This window comes from Deltaproteobacteria bacterium, from assembly GCA_016219225.1.
Taxonomy (GTDB): domain Bacteria; phylum Desulfobacterota; class RBG-13-43-22; order RBG-13-43-22; family RBG-13-43-22; genus RBG-13-43-22.
In genome coordinates this window covers 1-18,284 of record JACRBX010000215.1, presented here as the reverse complement: position 1 = coordinate 18,284, position 18,284 = coordinate 1, and the positions used below count along the sequence as shown (strand labels likewise).

The window sequence follows — 18,284 nt, the reverse complement described above, 5'->3', positions numbered from 1 at the left end:
CAAATCAATTTCCTTTTTTGGGGATGCAGGAATCGGGCTTTTCGTTAGCATCCATCTCAAAACGATGTTCCAGGGCCAGTACCCCCGGCAACCGGTTGCCTTCCAAGAGCTCCAGGAAGGCCCCTCCCCCGGTGGATATATAGGAGATCTTGGAAGTCTCACCGGCCTTGTGCACCGCCACATCGGTATCCCCTCCCCCGACAATGGTCAGGGCATAAGAATTGGCTACGGCCTGGACCATGGCCATGGTTCCCCGGGAAAAGGCATCCATCTCAAAAGCCCCCATGGGTCCGTTCCAGATAATCGTCTTGGCATTCTGCAAGGCCTCGGAATAAAGCAGGGAGGTAGCCGGGCCGATGTCCATGATCAACCAGTCCCTGGGGACTTCCTGAACGGTCGTGATCTTGGTTTCGGCCTGGGGATTAAAGGAATCGGCCACTACGCAGTCTATGGGTAAATATAATTTAACCCCCAGGTCTTTGGCCTTGCCCATCAGACAATGGGCTACACTGACCAGGTCATCTTCTACCCGGGATTTTCCGACTTCATTGTTGATACTTTTCAGGAAGGTGTTGGCCATGGCCCCGCCGATGATCATCTTATCCACATGGTTCAAAAGGTTTTCCAGGGCCGCCAATTTGCCGCTTACTTTTGCCCCCCCGATAATGGCTACTAAAGGCCGGGCCGGATTCTCCATAGACTGATGAAAAAACTTTAACTCATCTTTCATCAGAAAACCGGCGGCGCACTCTTTGGCATATTTGGCCACGGCCACCACCGAGGCATGGGCCCGATGGCCCACGGCAAAGGCGTCGTTGATATAGATATCGGCCAACTCGGCCAACTCTTGACCGAAGGCCTCATCATTCTCTTCCTCTTCCGGATGGAAACGCAGGTTTTCCAACAGGAGAATATCGCCCGGCTTCATGGCCTGGATCATCTCCTTAACTTCCGGACCGATACAGTCCGGGGCCAGGAGGACCTCTTTCTGGACCAGCCGGCTTAACCGGCGGGCCACCGGGGCCAGGCTGAGGTTCGGAACCACTTTCCCCCTTGGACGGCCCATGTGGGAGCAGAGGATCACCATGGCATTTTCATCCAGGGCATAATTAATGGTCGGCAAGACCCCCCGGATGCGGTTGTCATCGGTGATATTTAAATTGGTGTCCAGGGGCACATTCAGATCCACCCGGATCAGGAGCCTTTTGTTTTTGATATTGAGGTCATTCAGATATTGCAAGGTTCCTCCCTCCACTTTCACTTATTAAAAGTTGACCTTGTTTCAGATTTGCGGGGCATTCAGGTTTCGCGCTTCGAATTTTGAATTGTATCTGTTTGACGGATACCAGCATTTACAAACTTTTACCAATGTACTTGGCCAGATCGATCATGCGATTGGCAAAACCGCTTTCGTTGTCATACCAGGAAAAAACCTTGACCAGATCGCCTCCGGAGATCATGGTCAGGGGCAGATCGACGATGGAAGAATAGGTGGAACTGGTATAGTCGATCGAGACCAGTTCTTCCGTGGTACAATAAAGGATGTTCTTAAGAGGTCCTTCGGCGGCCTGGATCAGGGCCTGGTTGACGGCTTCTATGCTGGTCTTTTGGGCCACATGGGCCACGAAATCCACCAGGGAAACATTGCAGGTCGGTACCCGGATGGATAGTCCATCCAACTTGCCTTTTAATTCCGGGAGGACCTGGGTTACCGCCCGGGCCGCTCCGGTGGTTGTGGGGATCATGGACACGGCCGCTGCCCGGCCCCTTCGGAGGTCCTTATGGGAGCCATCCAGGATTCTCTGGTCCATGGTATAGGAATGGATAGTGGTCATCAGACCTTTCAGGATACCAAAATGTTCATGTAAGACCTTGACCACCGGCGCCAGGCAATTGGTGGTGCAGGAGGCATTGGAAATAATATGATGCGTTTGGGGGTTATAGATCTGTTCGTTGACGCCCATTACCAGGGTTACATCCACATTTTTCCCAGGGGCGGCAATGATTACTTTCTTGGACCCGGCCTCAAGATGTTTGGAACTGGATTCCCGGTCCCGGAGTTTACCGGTCGATTCCAGGACGATATCGATTCCCAGATCTTTCCAGGGGAGCCGGCAGGGGTCATCGGTCTGGCGGGTCACCTGGACCGGTTTCCCGTTAATAATCAGTTGATCCGGTTTGGGCTCCACCTGGAAAGGAAATCTTCCATGGACCGAGTCATATTTCAAGAGATGGGCCAGGGTGGCCGAGTCGGCCCGGCTGTTGATCGCCACGATTTCCGCTTCCGGGTCTCCTTCTGCTAAAATCCGCACCAGATATCTTCCTATACGTCCAAAACCATTAATAGCAATACGCAATCCCATAGGGGTTCTTTCCTCCTTGTTACAGCCTGAATAGTTGACGGGGTTTTAATAAATTAAGAGATAATGCCAGAAAATAATAACAACATGAACGCCTGAAGTCAAATCGAAAAAATGGTAAATCCTTTAAAAAGAAAGAGGGAACAGGCAGTTCCCTGTTCCCTCTTTCTTTTTTGATCAGTCCGGGGTTGAATTTCTTTTTAAGAAAGACAACCAGAGAGCCGGTTTAAAGCAATGGGACGATCAGCAGGGCCACAATATTAATGACCTTGATCATCGGGTTGATGGCCGGGCCGGCCGTATCTTTATAGGGGTCGCCGACGGTGTCGCCGGTGACCGAGGCCTTGTGACCGTCGCTCCCTTTCTTATGCACAACCCCTTTGTCGTCGGTGACGCCGTCTTCAAAGGACTTCTTGGCATTGTCCCAGGCGCCGCCGCCGGAGGTCATGGCGATGGCCTGGAAGAGACCGGTCAGGATGCATCCGATCAGAAGACCGCCGAGGGCCTTCGGCCCGAGGATAAAGCCGACCAGGATAGGCGCAACGACCGGGATAAGGGCCGGTATCATCATTTCCTTGATAGCTGACTTGGTGACGATATCCACACATTTGCCGTATTCCGGTTTGCCGGTACCTTCCATAATGCCTTTGATCTCCCGAAACTGCCGGCGAACCTCTTCTACGACGCCCCCCGCTGCCCTGCCGACCGCCAGCATCAGCCGGCCGCCGTAGTAGTAGGGGATCAGACCGCCGATAAACAAACCGGCAATGATCATGGGATCGGAAAGGTCAAAAGTGATACCTTTCATAGTCTTGGACAGGTCCCGGGCATACTCGGCAAACAGAACCAGCGCGGCCAGACCGGCTGATCCGATGGCATAGCCTTTGGTGACCGCTTTGGTGGTATTACCAACCGCATCGAGCGGATCGGTAATGGCCCGCACTTCCGGAGGCAGCTCGGCCATCTCGGCGATACCACCGGCATTGTCCGTGATCGGTCCATAGGAGTCAATAGCCACCACGATGCCGGTCATGGAAAGCATCGAAACCGCGGAAAGGGCGATGGCGAAGAGACCGCTGCTCGGATTACCGCTGAATCCGCCGCCGAGGCCGAAAGACGCCAGAATGGCGGCCACGATAACCAGGGCCGGCAGGGCTGTTGCTTCCATACTCATGGCCAGGCCGGCGATGACGTTCGTGCCGTGGCCGGTCAGGCTGGCCTTGGCGATCGTCTTCACGGGCCGGAACTGATTGGCCGTATAATACTCGGTAATCCAGACAATGAGACCGGTCAGGAGCAATCCGATAAGGGCCGTGCCGAAGATACTCATGGGGGTGAAACCGCCTGTTTTGTCACCCAGTCCGCCCATGAACCAGGAGGTTACCGCATAAAAGGCGATAGCCGCCAGGATGCCGGAAACGGCCAGACCTTTATACAGGGCACCCATGATGTACTGTTTGGCGCCGAGTTTCACAAAATAGGTACCGATAATCGAGGCGATGATCGAAACGCCGCCCAGAAGAAGCGGGAATTCGACCCAGGGACTATCGGCGCCGAAAACCGACTTGGCCAGCAGCATAGCGGCCACCAGGGTTACCGTATAGGTTTCATAGAGGTCGGCTGCCATGCCGGCGCAGTCGCCCACATTGTCGCCCACGTTGTCGGCGATGACGGCCGGGTTTCTCGGGTCGTCTTCCGGGATGCCGGCTTCGACTTTACCGACCAGGTCGGCACCGACGTCGGCCGCCTTGGTGTAGATACCGCCGGCGATACGGGCGAAGACGCTCATCAGGGAGCAGCCGAAACCGAGGCCGATAAGGGCATGGAAGGCCCCTTCTCCGGCCATAGACCTGGCCAGCGCAAAATATCCGGCCAGCCCGATGATACCGAGACCGACCACCATGATGCCTGTGACCGAACCGCCCTTGAATGAAAGGGTAAGCGCAGCCTGGATCCCTTTTTTGGCCGCCTGGGTCGTCCGTACATTGGCCCGAACCGTAACCCACATGCCGACAAAACCGGCAAAGGCCGAACCAACCGTCCCGATCAGGAAGCCGAGGGCTGTCCATACGCCCAGCACCGCGGCAATAATGACCAGAAGAATCACGGCCACCACGGCCACGGTCTTATACTCACGGGTTAGAAAGGCATAGGCCCCTTCCTTGACCGCATTGGAGATATCCTGCATACGCTTGGAGCCGGCGTCCTGTTTGGATACCCAAGCTGCGGTGTAGAGGGCGTACAACACCCCCAGAGCGCCACATATAATGGCAAAGGTAATAATATTCATAAATTCTCTCCTCTCCTCCTTCAGATTAAATTTGAATACAATTTATTACAAAAAACTTCCCGGTTATAAGGTTTTTTATGCCACCTCCTTTTTAAAAAAAATCATTTATTTTGATTTTATTAAACTCAAGATATTGCTTGTGAATTCTATTACAGAGTCCTCCCGCTTCTATCACACCCCCAAGGCGATGTCAAGATTTTTTCAAAGGTTTTTCCATGGTATTTTCCCGGAAGTTTTACTCCTCCCTTGACCTCCGGTTTTTTTCTTGACAAAATAGGATTTAAATTTAAAAAAAGGCTTGACAGAACCTTTTTTTTTATTAAGGTCAATTTGAAACTATAAGGAGGATAGGCGATGTACTGGGATGAAAAATTTGAGACCATGGCGTTAGAAGAAATGCAGGATTTTCAATTAAAGCAACTTCAAGAAACCGTATCCTGGGTTTATGAAAAAATCCCTTTCTACAAGAACAAGCTGGATGACCTTGGGATTAAGCCATCGGATATCAGAGCCTTGAAAGATCTGGCCCGGTTGCCCTTTACGGTCAAAAACGACCTGAGAGACCATTACCCCTTTGGCCTCTGTGCCGTGCCCGTTACGGACCTGGTATGGGTTCATGCCTCTTCCGGAACCACCGGGAAACCGATCACCGGCCCTTATACGGCCGATGACCTGGATCAATGGTCCAATTGTATGGCCCGGAATTTATTCGCCGCCGGCGTCAGGTCCAACGATATCGTTCAAAATGCCTATGGCATGGGATTGTTTACCGGTGGTTTGGGATTTCACCAGGGGGCGACCAAAGTGGGGGCCACCATCATTCCCACCTCTTCCGGCCTGACTGAACGGCAGATCACCATCATGCAGGATTTTGGGACCACCGTTCTTTTCTCTACCCCTTCCTATGCCCTGACCATCGCCGAAAAGGCCTCTCAAATGGGGGTTAATTTTAAAAATCTCCGGTTACGGGTCGGCGTTTTCGGGGCCGAACCCTGGACTATGGAAATGCGCAAGGAAATTGAAGACCGTATGGGACTCAAAGCCCATGAGGCCTATGGCCTGACCGAAATGATGGGGCCCGGCGTGGCCTTCGATTGTGCAGTCCAGGACGGTTTTCTGCATGTCAATGAAGACCACATCATGATCGAAATTATCGATCCCGTCACCGGCGAACCCCTGCCCCACGGAACCAAAGGAGAACTGGTTTTCACGGCCATCCAACGGCGGGCCATGCCCTTACTGCGCTATCGAACCCGGGACATTACCTTGACCAAACGGGAAAAATGTGCCTGCGGCCGGACCCTGATCAAGATGGAAAAGGTCTATGGCCGGACGGACGATATGCTGATTATCAGCGGGGTCAACGTCTTCCCTTCTCAGATCGAAAGCATCCTCCTGGAAGAAAAAGAGGTTGAGCCCCAATATGTTATTATTGTCCGGAAAAAAGGATACCTGGACACATTGGAAGTGAATGTGGAGGCCAAACCCGATATCTATCAGGCCGGGGCGGAAAAAATCAAGGGAGTGGAGCAGAAAATCGAAGCCCGCATGAAGGGGATGATCGGGATCGGCATCAAGATCCGTCTGGTTTCCCCAGGAACCATCACCCGCAGTGAGGGCAAGGCCAAGCGGGTTATTGACGAACGGAAGATGTAATTTAGTTCGAAAATACCGTTCGTCGTTCAGCGTTCGGCGTTCGGCGAAAACAATTTTCATGATTCGTGGTGCCCCCCCGGGGCATGAGTGCTTAATTCGAAAATAAAGTTTTAAATTAGGACGCAGATTTTCGCCGATACCCGCAGATAACTATTCTTTATGGTCTCGTAAAAACTCGTCATTCCAGCGAAGGCGGGAATCCAGGCTAACCGTAACCACTTAAAAGGACTGGATTCCTGCCTTCGCTGGAATGACGAAAAGAGACGAGTTCCGACTTTTTACGAGTTCATCATTCTTTATATTCAAAATCTTGGCAATCTGCGTCGATCTGCGTCCAAAAAGGAATTTCCTATACTCTCAAGTTGCAAGATGTAAGTTTCAAACGTGGAAAACCTTGAACCTTGTCCTTGAACCTGTTTTATCCTCCTTCGTACTTAGAAATCCCCCTTATCCTGGAAGTCTTCCTGGATAAGAGGGATTTTTTGTTGACAAGGCCACTTTCTTTCAGTTAAGTGTGGGACATTGTTTTTTTAAAGACCGTAAAGGGAGAAGCATAAAAATGAAAATCCATGAATATCAAGCCAAAAAGATCTTTGGCCGATATGGAATCCCGACCCCTAAAGGAAATGTGGCCTTTTCAGTGGAAGATGCGGCCCAGGTCTCCCGGGAAATCGGCCCGCCCCCATATATCATTAAGGCCCAGATCCATGCCGGCGGCCGGGGAAAGGGCGGGGGCGTCAAAAAGGCCCAGGGTATCAATGAAGTGGAAAGGGTGGCTGAAGAAATTTTAGGCATGACCCTGATAACCCATCAGACCGGCCCGGAAGGGCGGAAGGTTCGAAAGGTCTTGGTTGAAGAAGGGCTGGAAATAGAAAAAGAATTCTATGTCGGTATTGTCATCGACCGGGCCAGGGCCTGCCCGGCGATTATGGTCAGCCCGGCCGGCGGGATGGATATCGAAGAAGTGGCGGAAAAGACCCCGCATTTGATTAAAAGGGAATGGATTGACCAGACCATAGGTTTCCAACCTTTTCAGGCCCGAAACCTCATCTATAGCCTGCCCCTCTCACCGGCTTTGATCAAAGCCGGGTTGGCGGTATTAAATCAATTATACAAGCTCTTTGAAAGCTATGACTGTTCCCTGCTTGAAATTAATCCGCTGGTCGCCACCCGGGACGGGCGTCTCATCGCCCTGGATGCCAAGATGACCTTTGATGACAACGCCGTCTTTCGCCATAAGGAATTGCTGGACCTCCTCGATCCGGACGAGCAGGACCCTTTGGAACTGGAAGCCAACCGCAACAATCTCAATTATATCCGTCTGAACGGCAATATCGGGGTTATGGTCAACGGGGCCGGGCTGGCCATGGCCACCATGGATATCATCAAATTATACGGTGGAGAACCGGCTAATTTCCTGGATGTAGGCGGCGGGGCCAATGCCGAGATGATCGCCAAAGGGCTGCAGATTATATTATCCGACGAACGGGTCCAGGCCATTCTGGTCAATATCTTCGGCGGGATTTTACGCTGTGATGTCCTGGCTGAAGGTCTTATTGAAGCGGCCCGCAAGGTCAATATCAAGGTGCCTTTGATTATCCGCCTGGAAGGGACCAATGTGGCTAAAGGCCGTGAAATGTTGGATCAATCGGGACTGGATTTTTGGGTAGCCCAAACCATGTCCGAAGCAGCCCAGAAGATCAGCCAGTTAACACGAAAATAGCGTTCGGAGTTAAGAGTTCGGAGTTCGGAGAAACCCATTTTCACGCTTCGTGGTGCCACGCCCTAAGCGTGGCCTTTTGGGTTATTTTAATTTTCGAAATTGAAAGAAGGAATATCTTATGAGTATATTAGTTGGAAAAGACAGTCGGATTCTGGTTCAAGGGATCACCGGCCGGGAAGGAAGCTTCCATACCCAGCAGATGCTAAGCTATGGGACGAAGGTTGTGGCCGGGGTTACTCCGGGAAAAGCAGGGCAATCCATGGAAGGGGTGCCGATCTATAATACCGTCGAAGATGCGGTCCGGGAACAGGGGGCCAATTGTTCCATCATCTTTGTCCCCCCGGCCTTTGCCGCCGATGCCATTATGGAAGCGGCTGCCGTCGGAATCGGGGTTATCGTCTGTATTACCGAAGGAATTCCTACCCTGGATATGGTCCGGGCCAAACACTATTTGAAGGACAAGCCATCGGTCCTGATCGGACCGAATTGCCCGGGTATTATCAGTCCGGGGACCTGCAAAGTGGGGATCATGCCGGGATATATTTTCCAGGCCGGTTCGATAGGGGTCATTTCGCGCAGCGGCACCTTGACCTATGAGGTAGTGGACCAGATCAGCAAGCAGGGCTTGGGCCAGTCCACCTGCATCGGCATCGGGGGAGATCCGATCATCGGTTTGTCTTTTATCGATCTTTTGACCTATTTTGCCGGGGATGAGCAAACCCAGGGCGTGGTCCTGATCGGGGAGATCGGGGGAACGGCCGAAGAAGAAGCGGCCCTTTTTATTCAAAAGAATTTTTCCAAACCGGTGGTCACCTTCATCGCCGGACAGACCGCACCGCCCGGACGGCGCATGGGCCATGCCGGGGCTATCATCTCCGGGAAAGCCGGAACGGCCCAGGGGAAAATGGCTGCTCTGCAAGCCGCCGGTATTCGGGTCGTCATGGACCTGACCCAGGTGGGGGGGGCGGTCCGGGAAGTCATGGGGGGTTAATATTGTATAAAAAAACGTTCGGTGTATGGCGTTCGGCGTTCGGAGAAATCAATAAGTACGAATTCATTGTGATGCTCCAAAGGGGCACCAGAATTTTGCATAAAAACCGATCCCTAATATCAAGGAATAAACTACCGATACCGGATTCTTGGTGCTGGATAAACATTAATCCGGTATCCGGTATTTACCATCCATGAATCTTTTATTACACATCTGCTGTGCCCCCTGCACCATTTATCCCCTGCAAACCTTAAGAGGTCAGCAGATAGAGGTTGCCGGTTATTTCTATAATCCCAATATCCACCCCTTTCGCGAATACGAAAAACGAAAAAATACCCTCATAGAATATACCCAGGCCAGTCACCTGAAAGTGATTTATAACGACCGATACGATCTTAAGCTTTTTTTGGACCGGACCAGTCCCTGGGGGGCGGATCGCTGTCGGGCCTGTTATACCATACGGTTGGAGGCTACTGCTCGGGAGGCCAGGTCTCTTAAGTTCGATGCTTTCAGCAGCACCCTTTTATATAGCCGCTTTCAGAAACATGATTGGATCAAAGAGGTGGGAGAGGAAACCGGAAAACGTTTTGAGGTCCCATTTCACTATCAGGATTTCCGGCCGGGCTGGGGAGAAGGCGTTCAAAAATCCAAAGAGATGGGTCTCTATCGTCAGCCCTACTGCGGTTGTATTTTCAGCGAGCAAGAACGCTTTGCCCCAAAAACCCGCCAATAAGGACGCCCACAAAGAATAAAAACAGGTCCAAGGTATAGGGTTCAAGGTTTTTTACCTGAAACTTGCCACTTGCAACCTGGAACTTTATTCTATAACCGATCCCAGACCCCCGATCCCTATATTTCGTACTAAGCCCTCATGCCCGGGGCGGGCACCACGAAGCATGAAAATGTCTTTCGCCGAACGCCGAACGCTGAACGACGAACGTTATCTTCCGTTGCCCTCCGGCAAGGGAAGAGGCACCGGCGCCGGTTGATCCTTTTTCCCTCCATGTTTGGGGCAATATTCGCTCGGTTCGGTGCCGGCAACATAAACTTCCTCTTGTTTTATCGGGCAATCCGGTGCAGCCAAAAAGCCCGTTGTCGGGTCTATCAAGGCGGAGACTACGCCTTCCGGCCGGGTAAAATCCGTAACCGGTTTATCGGCCAGGGCTGAACGCATAAAGCGGGCCCAGATAGGGGCGCAAACCGCCCCTCCGGTAAAACCCTTCCCTCCGGGCCTGGGCTTGTCATAACCTACCCAGACCCCGGTTATCAATTGGGGGGTATAACCGATAAACCAGGCATCCCGATAATCATCGGTGGTACCTGTTTTGCCGGCAGTCGGATATTCCTGACTGAAGCTGTGAATGGATTTGGCCGTACCATAAACCAGGACGTCTTTGAGCATCTGGGTGGTCACAAAGGCCGTGGCCGGGGAAAGCACCTGGTTGACTGCCGGCGGGTTTTCGGTCCAGATATTGTTTCTTCGGTCATAGATACGGACAATGGTCCTGGTTTCCGGACGCTGGCCGCCGTTAGACAAGGGCGTGTAGGCCAATATCAGGTCATTCAAGGTAACCTCTTCGGTGCCCAGGGCCAGGGAGAGGTCATTGGGGGAGCGTAATGGAATCCCCAGAAGTCCGGCAAACTGAACGAAATAAGGAACACCGATGGTTTCCAGTAATTTTACCGTAATGATATTGTTGGAGTAAGCCAGGGCCTGCCGAAGAGAGAGATCCCCATAGAGTTTTCTTTCATAATTTAAGGGCTTCCAGATTTCCCCGTTGCCTCGATTGTACCCAACCGGCGTATCATTCCAGAGGCTGCCGGCAGTAAAACCCTGCTGCAGGGCAGCGGCATAAATCAAAGGTTTAACGGCCGAACCCGGCTGGCGTTTGGCATAAAAGGCGCGGTTATAGGGACTCTGTTTAAAATCCACCCCCCCCACGGCGGCCAGGACATCCCCGGTGTTGGGATCGAGGCATATCAAAGCGCCTTGTAACTGGGGGGAAATTCTCTTTACCCCCTCACTTAAAACCTTTTCAGCCACCCTCTGTAACGGCAGATCCATGGCTGTGGTTACTTCCAATCCGCCCTGTTCGATTATTTCCGGTCCAAACCGTTCGAGCAGCTTATTCCGGATATGGGCCAGGTAATAAGGGGCCTCTCCGGGCTTAATTACTGAAATAAGACGGCTCCCCAGTTTTTGTCCCTGCCCGGGGGTAATCATTTTGAGTTCGACCATCCGCCGAAGGACCAGATTCCGTCGGTCGCGGATCTTGGCCGGTTCTCCCAAAGGATTATAACGCCCCGGGGCCTTAGGAACCCCGGCCAACAGGGAGCATTCCGCCTCGGTCAATTCCTCCGGGTTTTTATCAAAATAGAGATGGGCGGCCTGGGCAATGCCCAAGGCCCCGTTCCCGAAATAGACCTCGTTAAAATACATCTCCAGGATCTGTTTCTTGGTGTATTTACGTTCATACTCCATGGCCAGAAGGCCTTCCTTAACTTTCCTCTGGATGGTTTTCTCCGCAGAAAAAAATTTGTTTTTAACAAGCTGCTGGGTGATGGTGGAACCCCCTTCGGCTTTTTTTCCTTTGACCACATCCTTAACCAAGGCCCGGGCGATACCCCGAATATCGATCCCCTTATGTTCGTAAAAGCGGGCGTCTTCGATAGCCACCAGAGCATTCTGGAGAAATACAGGAATGCGGTCGATAGGTACCCAGTACCTTTTTTCCGGTAGCAGTCGGCCCACGAACCGGCCCTGGCCGTCAAAAACTTTAATAGAGTTATAGTGGGCAGGCAAAGGGGGGAAGGTGGCTATTTTTTCTTCGGCCCAGGAGGATGATCCAAACCCAAGGCCCAGTAACGCTATAAGAATTAACATAAAAACCGATTTTTTAAAAATAGATTGTACTATAAGAACCAAGGTGATTTATTCACTCCTTCAGGGATAAAATCGAACAAGTCCGGGCAGGAACCATTTAATCCCTAAGCCCCGTCTTTTTGAATCGGGAAAAAAATATAACAAATTTCTTGACAAAACAATCAAAAAAAAATAGATTTTATATTTTTATGAAGGGCCGTTAACTCAGGAGGTAGAGTATCTGCCTTTTAAGCAGAGAGTCACTGGTTCGAGTCCAGTACGGCCCACCATTTCGAATGCGGAATTCGGATTCTACATTCCGCATTCCGAAATTGAGCGGGTCCCCATCGTCTAGCCTGGCCCAGGACACCGGCCTTTCACGCCGGCAACACGGGTTCAAATCCCGTTGGGGACGCCAAAAAAATCAAAGGGTTAGCCAAACCGGCTAACCCTTTTTTTCTGGCGACCAAACCTGTCTGCATACCCTGGGTCTTCGCCTGATTTTTAAGGCGAATTTATTGGGTGGGTCTTACTGATCGAGGTTTATTATCTTCCGCCGAAGCCACGCCTGACAATGGCCTCTTTTACCAACAAAATATTTTTCTTGAACTCGATTTGATTAAACATGGAGATGGCCTTCCGGGCCTCCCATTGGGTGGACATTTCCACGAAGGCAAAACCTTTTCCTTGACCGTTCTGCCTGTCGCCGACGATCTTGACAGAGGTGACCTCTCCTGCTTTGGAGAAAAGGGCCCTGATCTCAGGTTCACTGGTTTGGAAAGATAAATTAGCGACGTAAATTTTTTTATTCATTATATCTCCTGCCTCCTGGTGGGGTAATCCTTACTGCATAAACACCATGGCATCGTCCACCCCGGCAATCCCGTCATCGGCGGAAACAGCCTCGACTTTTGCAATGGTGTGGTAATGCCAAAAATAATAAAAAACCCGTAAAGAAGTTGTTTAGAGTTCTTTGCGGGTCCAACCATCAATATTCTATAAGGCTCTTAGCAACTAATTATTTATTATACACCCGATTAAACCTAAATACAATAAAATCGATCCTTGCAGACAGACCCGATCATAAAAAAAGGCCATTACCGGGGTCGGGGGCCAGGAGAAATAATGGATCAACCAGAGAATTAAGGATTCAAAGCGGGTTTAAGATCAAGCCGGCTTTGGGCATTAGCCCCTTGATGACGGTAGGGGGATGGCGCACAGTTAAGAAGGGGGAGGAGGCAGTGGAACAGGGCTATAAATCCTACGACATCGCATTTTCAACGCTCTCCGGAGAATCCGGGGTCTTAGCCATGGAGTCAGGCGAGCAGTCAGTGCTCGGATTCGATCCATTTTCTGGAGGCCTCGAAGTTCTTTCGGGCCACAGAGGTTCGGGCAACCCCACCCTGATCGGACTGGGGTATGCTTGGATTGGTCAACCCCATCATAGAACAGTAGTTATTGTAAGCCGTTTCGATCTCACTACTGAAGCCCATAGTGTCCTGCATGTGATTGATGGAAAACTTGGTCATCCGGACCCAGAAAGGATTCTCGAGAGTGTTCTCCGCCACTCGGTCGGCGTAGGCCAGGGTTTCTCTTTCCAGGTCGTCTTTGGGAAAGACCCGATTGACCCACCCGTGTTTGCAGGCCTCCCTGGCGGTTATGAAACGATGCTCAAATAGAAATTCCTTGGCCTTGCGTGGCCCCAGATCCCAAGGGGCATGGAAGTACTGTACCGGACCGGGCAGGAAGAGGGCGTCCTCGGCGGCGAAGATGACATCCATGGCCGAGGCGAACATGCAACCCCCAAAGATGCAATACCCTTTGACCATAGCCACCGTGGGTTTGGGAAGATTACGCCAGCGCAACGTATTCTCCAGGCATATAGCCCGCATGTCCATAAACTCCTCAAACCGGTCTAATTGGGCGTGGCCCTGGGATATCCGGTATTCAACGTCCTCTTGGGTGCCGAGGTCGTGCCCGGCAGAGAAGTGCTCTCCTGAACCGGAGAGCACAATGGCCCCTACCTGCTGGTCCTCGGCGGCGCGGCCAAAAGCGTCATCCATCTCCTCTCTCATAAGATAGCTCTGGGCATTCAGGCAGCGCGGCCGGTTGAGAACGACCCTGGCCACCTTGCCCGGTTCATAGATAATGTGTTGATAGGCCATGAAATCTCTCCTTTTACAGCCCCCGAGAGCCTTACCTTATTTTTTCAGAGACCCAATCCGGCAATACTTCGGTGGTCTTCATTATGCCTTCTTTAATCTGGCTGCAAATCTCATTAACAAAGAAATCCTTTTTAAAACATTCTTTAAACTGTTCTCTTTCCGTCTGCAATCCGTCAGCAAAGGATAGGCCTTGAGCGGCTTGCACGGCCTTCTTGGCGTGGGATAGGGCATATTGGGGATTTTTGAAAATAGACCTCAAAAACTTGGTTGCTTCGGCGAAAAGTTCGTCCGAAGGGGCGACCTGGTTAACCAATCCCAGGTCCAAGGCCTCTCGGGCGTCATATAAACGGCCCCGGAGAATTATCTCCAGTGCCCGGCCTTTGCCCACAAGCCTGGGCAGACGTTGCGTAGCCCCTCCGCCCGGAATGATCCCTACCCTTACCTCGGGAAGTCCCAGACGAGCCGTCTCGCCGGCGATCCGGTAATCGCAGGCCAGGGCAAACTCATACCCGCCGCCATAACAAAGCCCATTAATGGCCGCCACCAGGATGAGCGGACTTTCTTCCATGCGGTTAAATAGTCTCTGGATATGGGCAGAAAAGGCCAGGGCCCCTTCCGAATCATATCGCATCATCTCGACACCGTCAGCCCCGCCAATAAAATAGGTGTCCCCGGCTCCGCTAAAGACGATGGCTCGCACCGGAGATTTCTCGATTTCGGTGAGCAGTTGTTCCATCTCTTCCATAAGGGCCGTGTTAATGGAATTCCGGTCTCCCGGCCGGTTGATGGCAACCCAGCAGATGTCTCCCTGGATATCAACCCGGTTCAAGACATATTCTTTCGACATAATCAGTGACCTCCTTTTAAATTTTGAAGGGCCTTTTTGTCAATCTTCCCGACTGAAGTGGTTGGCAGTGCATCCAAGAACTCAATGGAACGGGGAACTTTATAGTGGGCCATTTGGTTTCGGGCCAGCTCGATAATCTCTTGTTCGCTTAGAATCGCCCCTTCTTTCAGAATGACAAAAGCTTTCGGCACTTCGCCCAATCTTTCATCCGGAATACCGACCACGGCGATCTCTCTGATGCGTTTTTCGCACTCCAAAAGGATTTTCTCAATTTCGGCCGGATAAACGTTTGCCCCCCCTACCAGGATCATATCATGCTTACGACCCTTGATATAAAAATGGCCCTTTTCATCAATGAAACCCTGGTCTCCGGTATGAAGCCAACCGCCTCTCAGGGCTTCTTGAGTCGCCTCGGGGTTTTTCCAGTACTCTTTCAGGAGATAAGGACTTCGTACACACAATTCGCCTGGCTCACCCAATGGAAGTTCCTTATCCTTCTCATCGACTATTTTGATCTCTACCCCGGGGAGTGCGGTCCCGACTGATTCATAATTTCTTTCAGGCCTTAGCGGATCTTCAACCGTTACGCCGGGAGAGTTCTCGGTAAGTCCATAATATTGATAAACCTTGACGCCAAACCGCTCTTCAAAGGTTTTTCTCACAGGCGTCAGAAACACGCCGGCGCCACAAAACCCAAGTCTTACTGTACCGAAGTCCCTGGCGCCGGCTTGCGACTCTGGAAGATTGATAAAGGAGTAAAAGAACGTCGGAACGCCCCAGATGACGGTGGCCTTATATTTTTTAACCGCTTCGATATATCTTTCGGCCTTAAAAAATTCCTGCTGCACCAGGGTGGCACCGTTTAGAAAGCAATAAAAGGGACCGGCAGCCATTCCGCCGATATGAAACAATGGGTTGGCATTCACCAGGGTCACTGTCTCGTCGAACAAAAGTCTTTCGCTTCCCACCCGGCTATTCCCGATGATAGCGGCATGGGTTAATACGACGCCCTTGGGAGTTCCCGTAGTCCCTCCCGTATACATAATGGCGGCAATTTCATTAATATCCGGGTCAAGATTAAAATAATCCGACTGTCCTTCAATCCATTTTGAAAAGGGTATTAATCCCTCTTCTTGAACATCCCCATAAACAATAATATGTTTCAGTTCCCCACACTCGTTTCGAATTTGTTTGACCAGGGACAGAACGGACCAGTCACAAATCAGCACCTCCGCCCCTGAATTTTTCAAGATATGGGTGGTTTCTTTTTCTTTGAGCCTTGAATTAATGGCAACATATATGCATCCGGTCTTATATATTCCGAAACTGGATAAGATCAGCTCGGGTCTGCTTCGAAGCATCACAGCGACCCGAGCCCCGGGAGAAATGCCGAGACCGATAAGACTATTGGCGATACGATTAATCTGTCTATTGATCTCTGCATAGGACCATTGCTCTCCGCTGTCATCAAATATTAAGGCCGTTTTTTGTTCACCGAATTTGCCGGCATACTCTTCGACACACTCTGCTAAATTCACCTTTCACCTCCCAACCCGGACAAGCCGGAACCAAAAGCTTACCACGAAGACACGAAGGCACGAAGAAATACATAAAGCTTTCATGTTTGTTTAACCCTCATGAAATTAAACCTTCTTTGTGTCTTTGTGTCTTAGTGGTAAAATATTTTCTTGCCATTTTTAGAAGAATTTGACTCTTTAGTTATTAGTCATTTGGCTTTCTAAATTTAAATACATTAAAAATATGAACCATGCCTTTAGGCAGGAATAACACGATCAGCACAAACAAGACCCCGAATATCAATCGCCATGATTCAAAATAAGAACTGAGATATTGTTGACTGACGGTGACGAGGGCTGCCCCCAAGATCGGCCCCAGCAAAGAGCCCATACCTCCGATGATGGTCATTAATATGACGCTCAAAGTGGCATCGGCATGCATGAATCCCGGGAAGACGGACCTTAATACCGCACCATTCAAAGAACCGGCCAGTCCGGCGATCATGCCGGAAATAATGAGCACAATCAGCTTGTAGGCCAACACGTTATAGCCGATCATTTTGGCCCTGAATTCGTTTTCCCGTAAGGCCACCAGCGTCGTCCCCAGGGGGGATCCGATCAGCCTTCGGGAAACAAAGTAAATGAGTACCAAAAAAACGAATGCCAAATAATAAAGATAGGTTTTCCCCGGCAAGACCATGGGCAGACCATGTAGTCCGTCATCTCCACCGGTAAACTGATAGGTTTTGATAATGATAAAATATAAAAACTGACCGATCGCCAAAGTAATCATGGTGAAATAGATATCCGAGAAGCGAAGGGTCAAAAGTCCGATCAATAAACCCAGTAATCCGCAAAGGACAACACCGATAGGAATGGCGGCCCAGAAGTTCAGCCCGGCCTTGAGAACCAGCAGAGCGCTGGCATACGCTCCGGTACCGAAAAACATGGCGTGGCCGAAAGAAACGATTCCGCTATAGCCGATCAGCAGATCGTAGCTGATGGCGAAGGCCCCCCAGATGAATATCTGCATGGCAATGACCATGACATACTCCGAGGAGAAAAACGGTAGAACAAGAAGAAAAAGCAGGGTGGCCCCAATAAGCCAGTGTTTCTTTAGAAATCCGCTCATATCGAAGTTCCTTACCTCTCACCGAACAAGCCGGAGGGCTTGATGCTGAGTACGGTGAACATCACTATAAAAATACTGATCATGGCGAATTCGGGCAGGAAAAAACCCACAAACGATTCGGTCAGTCCGATGATAATCGCAGCCACGGCAGTTCCCATGAAGCTTCCCAGGCCCCCAACCACTACAATCACCAGGATATTTATTATTTGGTTGAAGCCCATCTCCGGATTGAGGCCGGTGAATCCGGCCAGGATAAGTCCCGCTACACCGGCTAAAAAGCCAGAAATCCAGCATACCAGGGTAAATACCCGGTTGATATTAATTCCCAGAGCTCTGACCATTTCCTTATTTTCGATACCGGCCCTGATTATCAGACCCAGCCTGGTTTTTTTGAGCAGAAGAAATATTAAAAGGCAGACTACCGCCCCGGCGGATAGAATAAATACCCGGAATAACGTAAAGGGCTCCCCATAAATGATCACCGAACCCTGTAAAAAATCAGGTTTTTCCACCGGGATCACCCCCGGCCCCCAAATAAGCTTAACCGTTTCATCCAAAATAAATATCAGTCCGAAGGTCAGAAGCAGTTGAAACAGTTCGTTCCCGTAAAGACGTCTGATTAGAAAGAATTCAATAAGAGCCCCTAAAATTCCAATAATCACACCGCTTATAATGAGCGCCCAGGAAAAGCTGGAAAGGGCACCGGTTAAAAAAAACCCCAGGTAGGCCCCCAACATGAT

14 protein-coding genes and 2 tRNA genes are annotated in these 18,284 nt (G+C 50.8%); 6 read left to right on the top strand and 10 right to left on the bottom strand.

The genetic code is table 11. The annotated features are described in order from the left end of the window. Positions 1 to 4 precede the first annotated feature (4 nt). The 3 genes from HY879_18145 to HY879_18135 all read right to left on the bottom strand — a co-directional run bounded on the left by HY879_18145 (position 5) and on the right by HY879_18135 (position 4,650). Positions 5 to 1,240 carry a phosphoglycerate kinase gene (locus HY879_18145; GenBank protein MBI5605260.1) on the bottom strand — a complete coding sequence of 412 codons (1,236 nt, stop codon included), beginning with the start codon at positions 1,238 to 1,240 and terminating at the stop codon, positions 5 to 7. A gap of 112 nt (positions 1,241 to 1,352) precedes the next feature. After that, a complete protein-coding gene (gene gap, locus HY879_18140) occupies positions 1,353 to 2,363 on the bottom strand; it encodes a type I glyceraldehyde-3-phosphate dehydrogenase (GenBank protein MBI5605259.1) in 1,011 nt (336 codons plus the stop codon). Positions 2,364 to 2,586: 223 nt separating this feature from the next. Continuing rightward, positions 2,587 to 4,650 (bottom strand): sodium-translocating pyrophosphatase, encoded by a 2,064-nt coding sequence (locus HY879_18135; protein ID MBI5605258.1) that lies wholly within the window; start codon positions 4,648 to 4,650, stop codon positions 2,587 to 2,589. Positions 4,651 to 5,004: 354 nt separating this feature from the next. Between HY879_18135 and HY879_18130 the strand changes: the two genes are divergently transcribed. From HY879_18130 to HY879_18115, 4 genes are all read left to right on the top strand, one after another. Next, positions 5,005 to 6,306 (top strand): phenylacetate--CoA ligase, encoded by a 1,302-nt coding sequence (locus HY879_18130; protein MBI5605257.1) that lies wholly within the window; start codon positions 5,005 to 5,007, stop codon positions 6,304 to 6,306. Between the two features lie 559 nt (positions 6,307 to 6,865). Further along, on the top strand, positions 6,866 to 8,029 hold the full coding sequence (gene sucC, locus HY879_18125) for an ADP-forming succinate--CoA ligase subunit beta (GenBank protein ID MBI5605256.1): 1,164 nt from the start codon (positions 6,866 to 6,868) through the stop codon (positions 8,027 to 8,029). A 118-nt stretch (positions 8,030 to 8,147) separates the two neighbouring features. Then, positions 8,148 to 9,020 carry a succinate--CoA ligase subunit alpha gene (sucD, locus tag HY879_18120; GenBank protein ID MBI5605255.1) on the top strand — a complete coding sequence of 291 codons (873 nt, stop codon included), beginning with the start codon at positions 8,148 to 8,150 and terminating at the stop codon, positions 9,018 to 9,020. A 193-nt stretch (positions 9,021 to 9,213) separates the two neighbouring features. Then, entirely contained in the window at positions 9,214 to 9,753 is a 540-nt protein-coding gene (locus tag HY879_18115; protein MBI5605254.1) for an epoxyqueuosine reductase QueH, read from the top strand. Between the two features lie 207 nt (positions 9,754 to 9,960). Here the strand turns inward: HY879_18115 and HY879_18110 are convergent, their stop codons facing one another. Further along, positions 9,961 to 11,904, bottom strand: coding sequence for a PBP1A family penicillin-binding protein (locus tag HY879_18110; protein ID MBI5605253.1), 1,944 nt, complete (start codon positions 11,902 to 11,904; stop codon positions 9,961 to 9,963). 193 nt (positions 11,905 to 12,097) lie between these two features. On the opposite strand from HY879_18110, the gene HY879_18105 reads away from it, so the two are divergent. Further along, positions 12,098 to 12,173: transfer RNA gene (locus tag HY879_18105), tRNA-Lys, on the top strand. Positions 12,174 to 12,223: 50 nt separating this feature from the next. Beyond that, positions 12,224 to 12,301, top strand: a tRNA-Glu gene (locus HY879_18100). 128 nt (positions 12,302 to 12,429) lie between these two features. On the opposite strand, the gene HY879_18095 is transcribed toward HY879_18100, so the two are convergent. The 6 genes from HY879_18095 to HY879_18070 all read right to left on the bottom strand — a co-directional run. Beyond that, positions 12,430 to 12,696 carry an RNA-binding protein gene (locus HY879_18095; protein MBI5605252.1) on the bottom strand — a complete coding sequence of 89 codons (267 nt, stop codon included), beginning with the start codon at positions 12,694 to 12,696 and terminating at the stop codon, positions 12,430 to 12,432. Positions 12,697 to 13,211: 515 nt separating this feature from the next. After that, positions 13,212 to 14,048, bottom strand: a complete 837-nt coding sequence (locus HY879_18090) for an enoyl-CoA hydratase/isomerase family protein (protein MBI5605251.1) — start codon at positions 14,046 to 14,048, stop codon at positions 13,212 to 13,214. Positions 14,049 to 14,079: 31 nt separating this feature from the next. Continuing rightward, positions 14,080 to 14,895, bottom strand: a complete 816-nt coding sequence (locus HY879_18085) for an enoyl-CoA hydratase/isomerase family protein (protein ID MBI5605250.1) — start codon at positions 14,893 to 14,895, stop codon at positions 14,080 to 14,082. Positions 14,896 to 14,897: 2 nt separating this feature from the next. Continuing rightward, a complete protein-coding gene (locus tag HY879_18080) occupies positions 14,898 to 16,433 on the bottom strand; it encodes an AMP-binding protein (GenBank protein MBI5605249.1) in 1,536 nt (511 codons plus the stop codon). 184 nt (positions 16,434 to 16,617) lie between these two features. Then, positions 16,618 to 17,544 carry a branched-chain amino acid ABC transporter permease gene (locus tag HY879_18075; protein ID MBI5605248.1) on the bottom strand — a complete coding sequence of 309 codons (927 nt, stop codon included), beginning with the start codon at positions 17,542 to 17,544 and terminating at the stop codon, positions 16,618 to 16,620. Positions 17,545 to 17,555: 11 nt separating this feature from the next. Continuing rightward, positions 17,556 to 18,284: branched-chain amino acid ABC transporter permease (locus tag HY879_18070; GenBank protein ID MBI5605247.1), on the bottom strand; the 729-nt coding region annotated here is incomplete at its 5' end.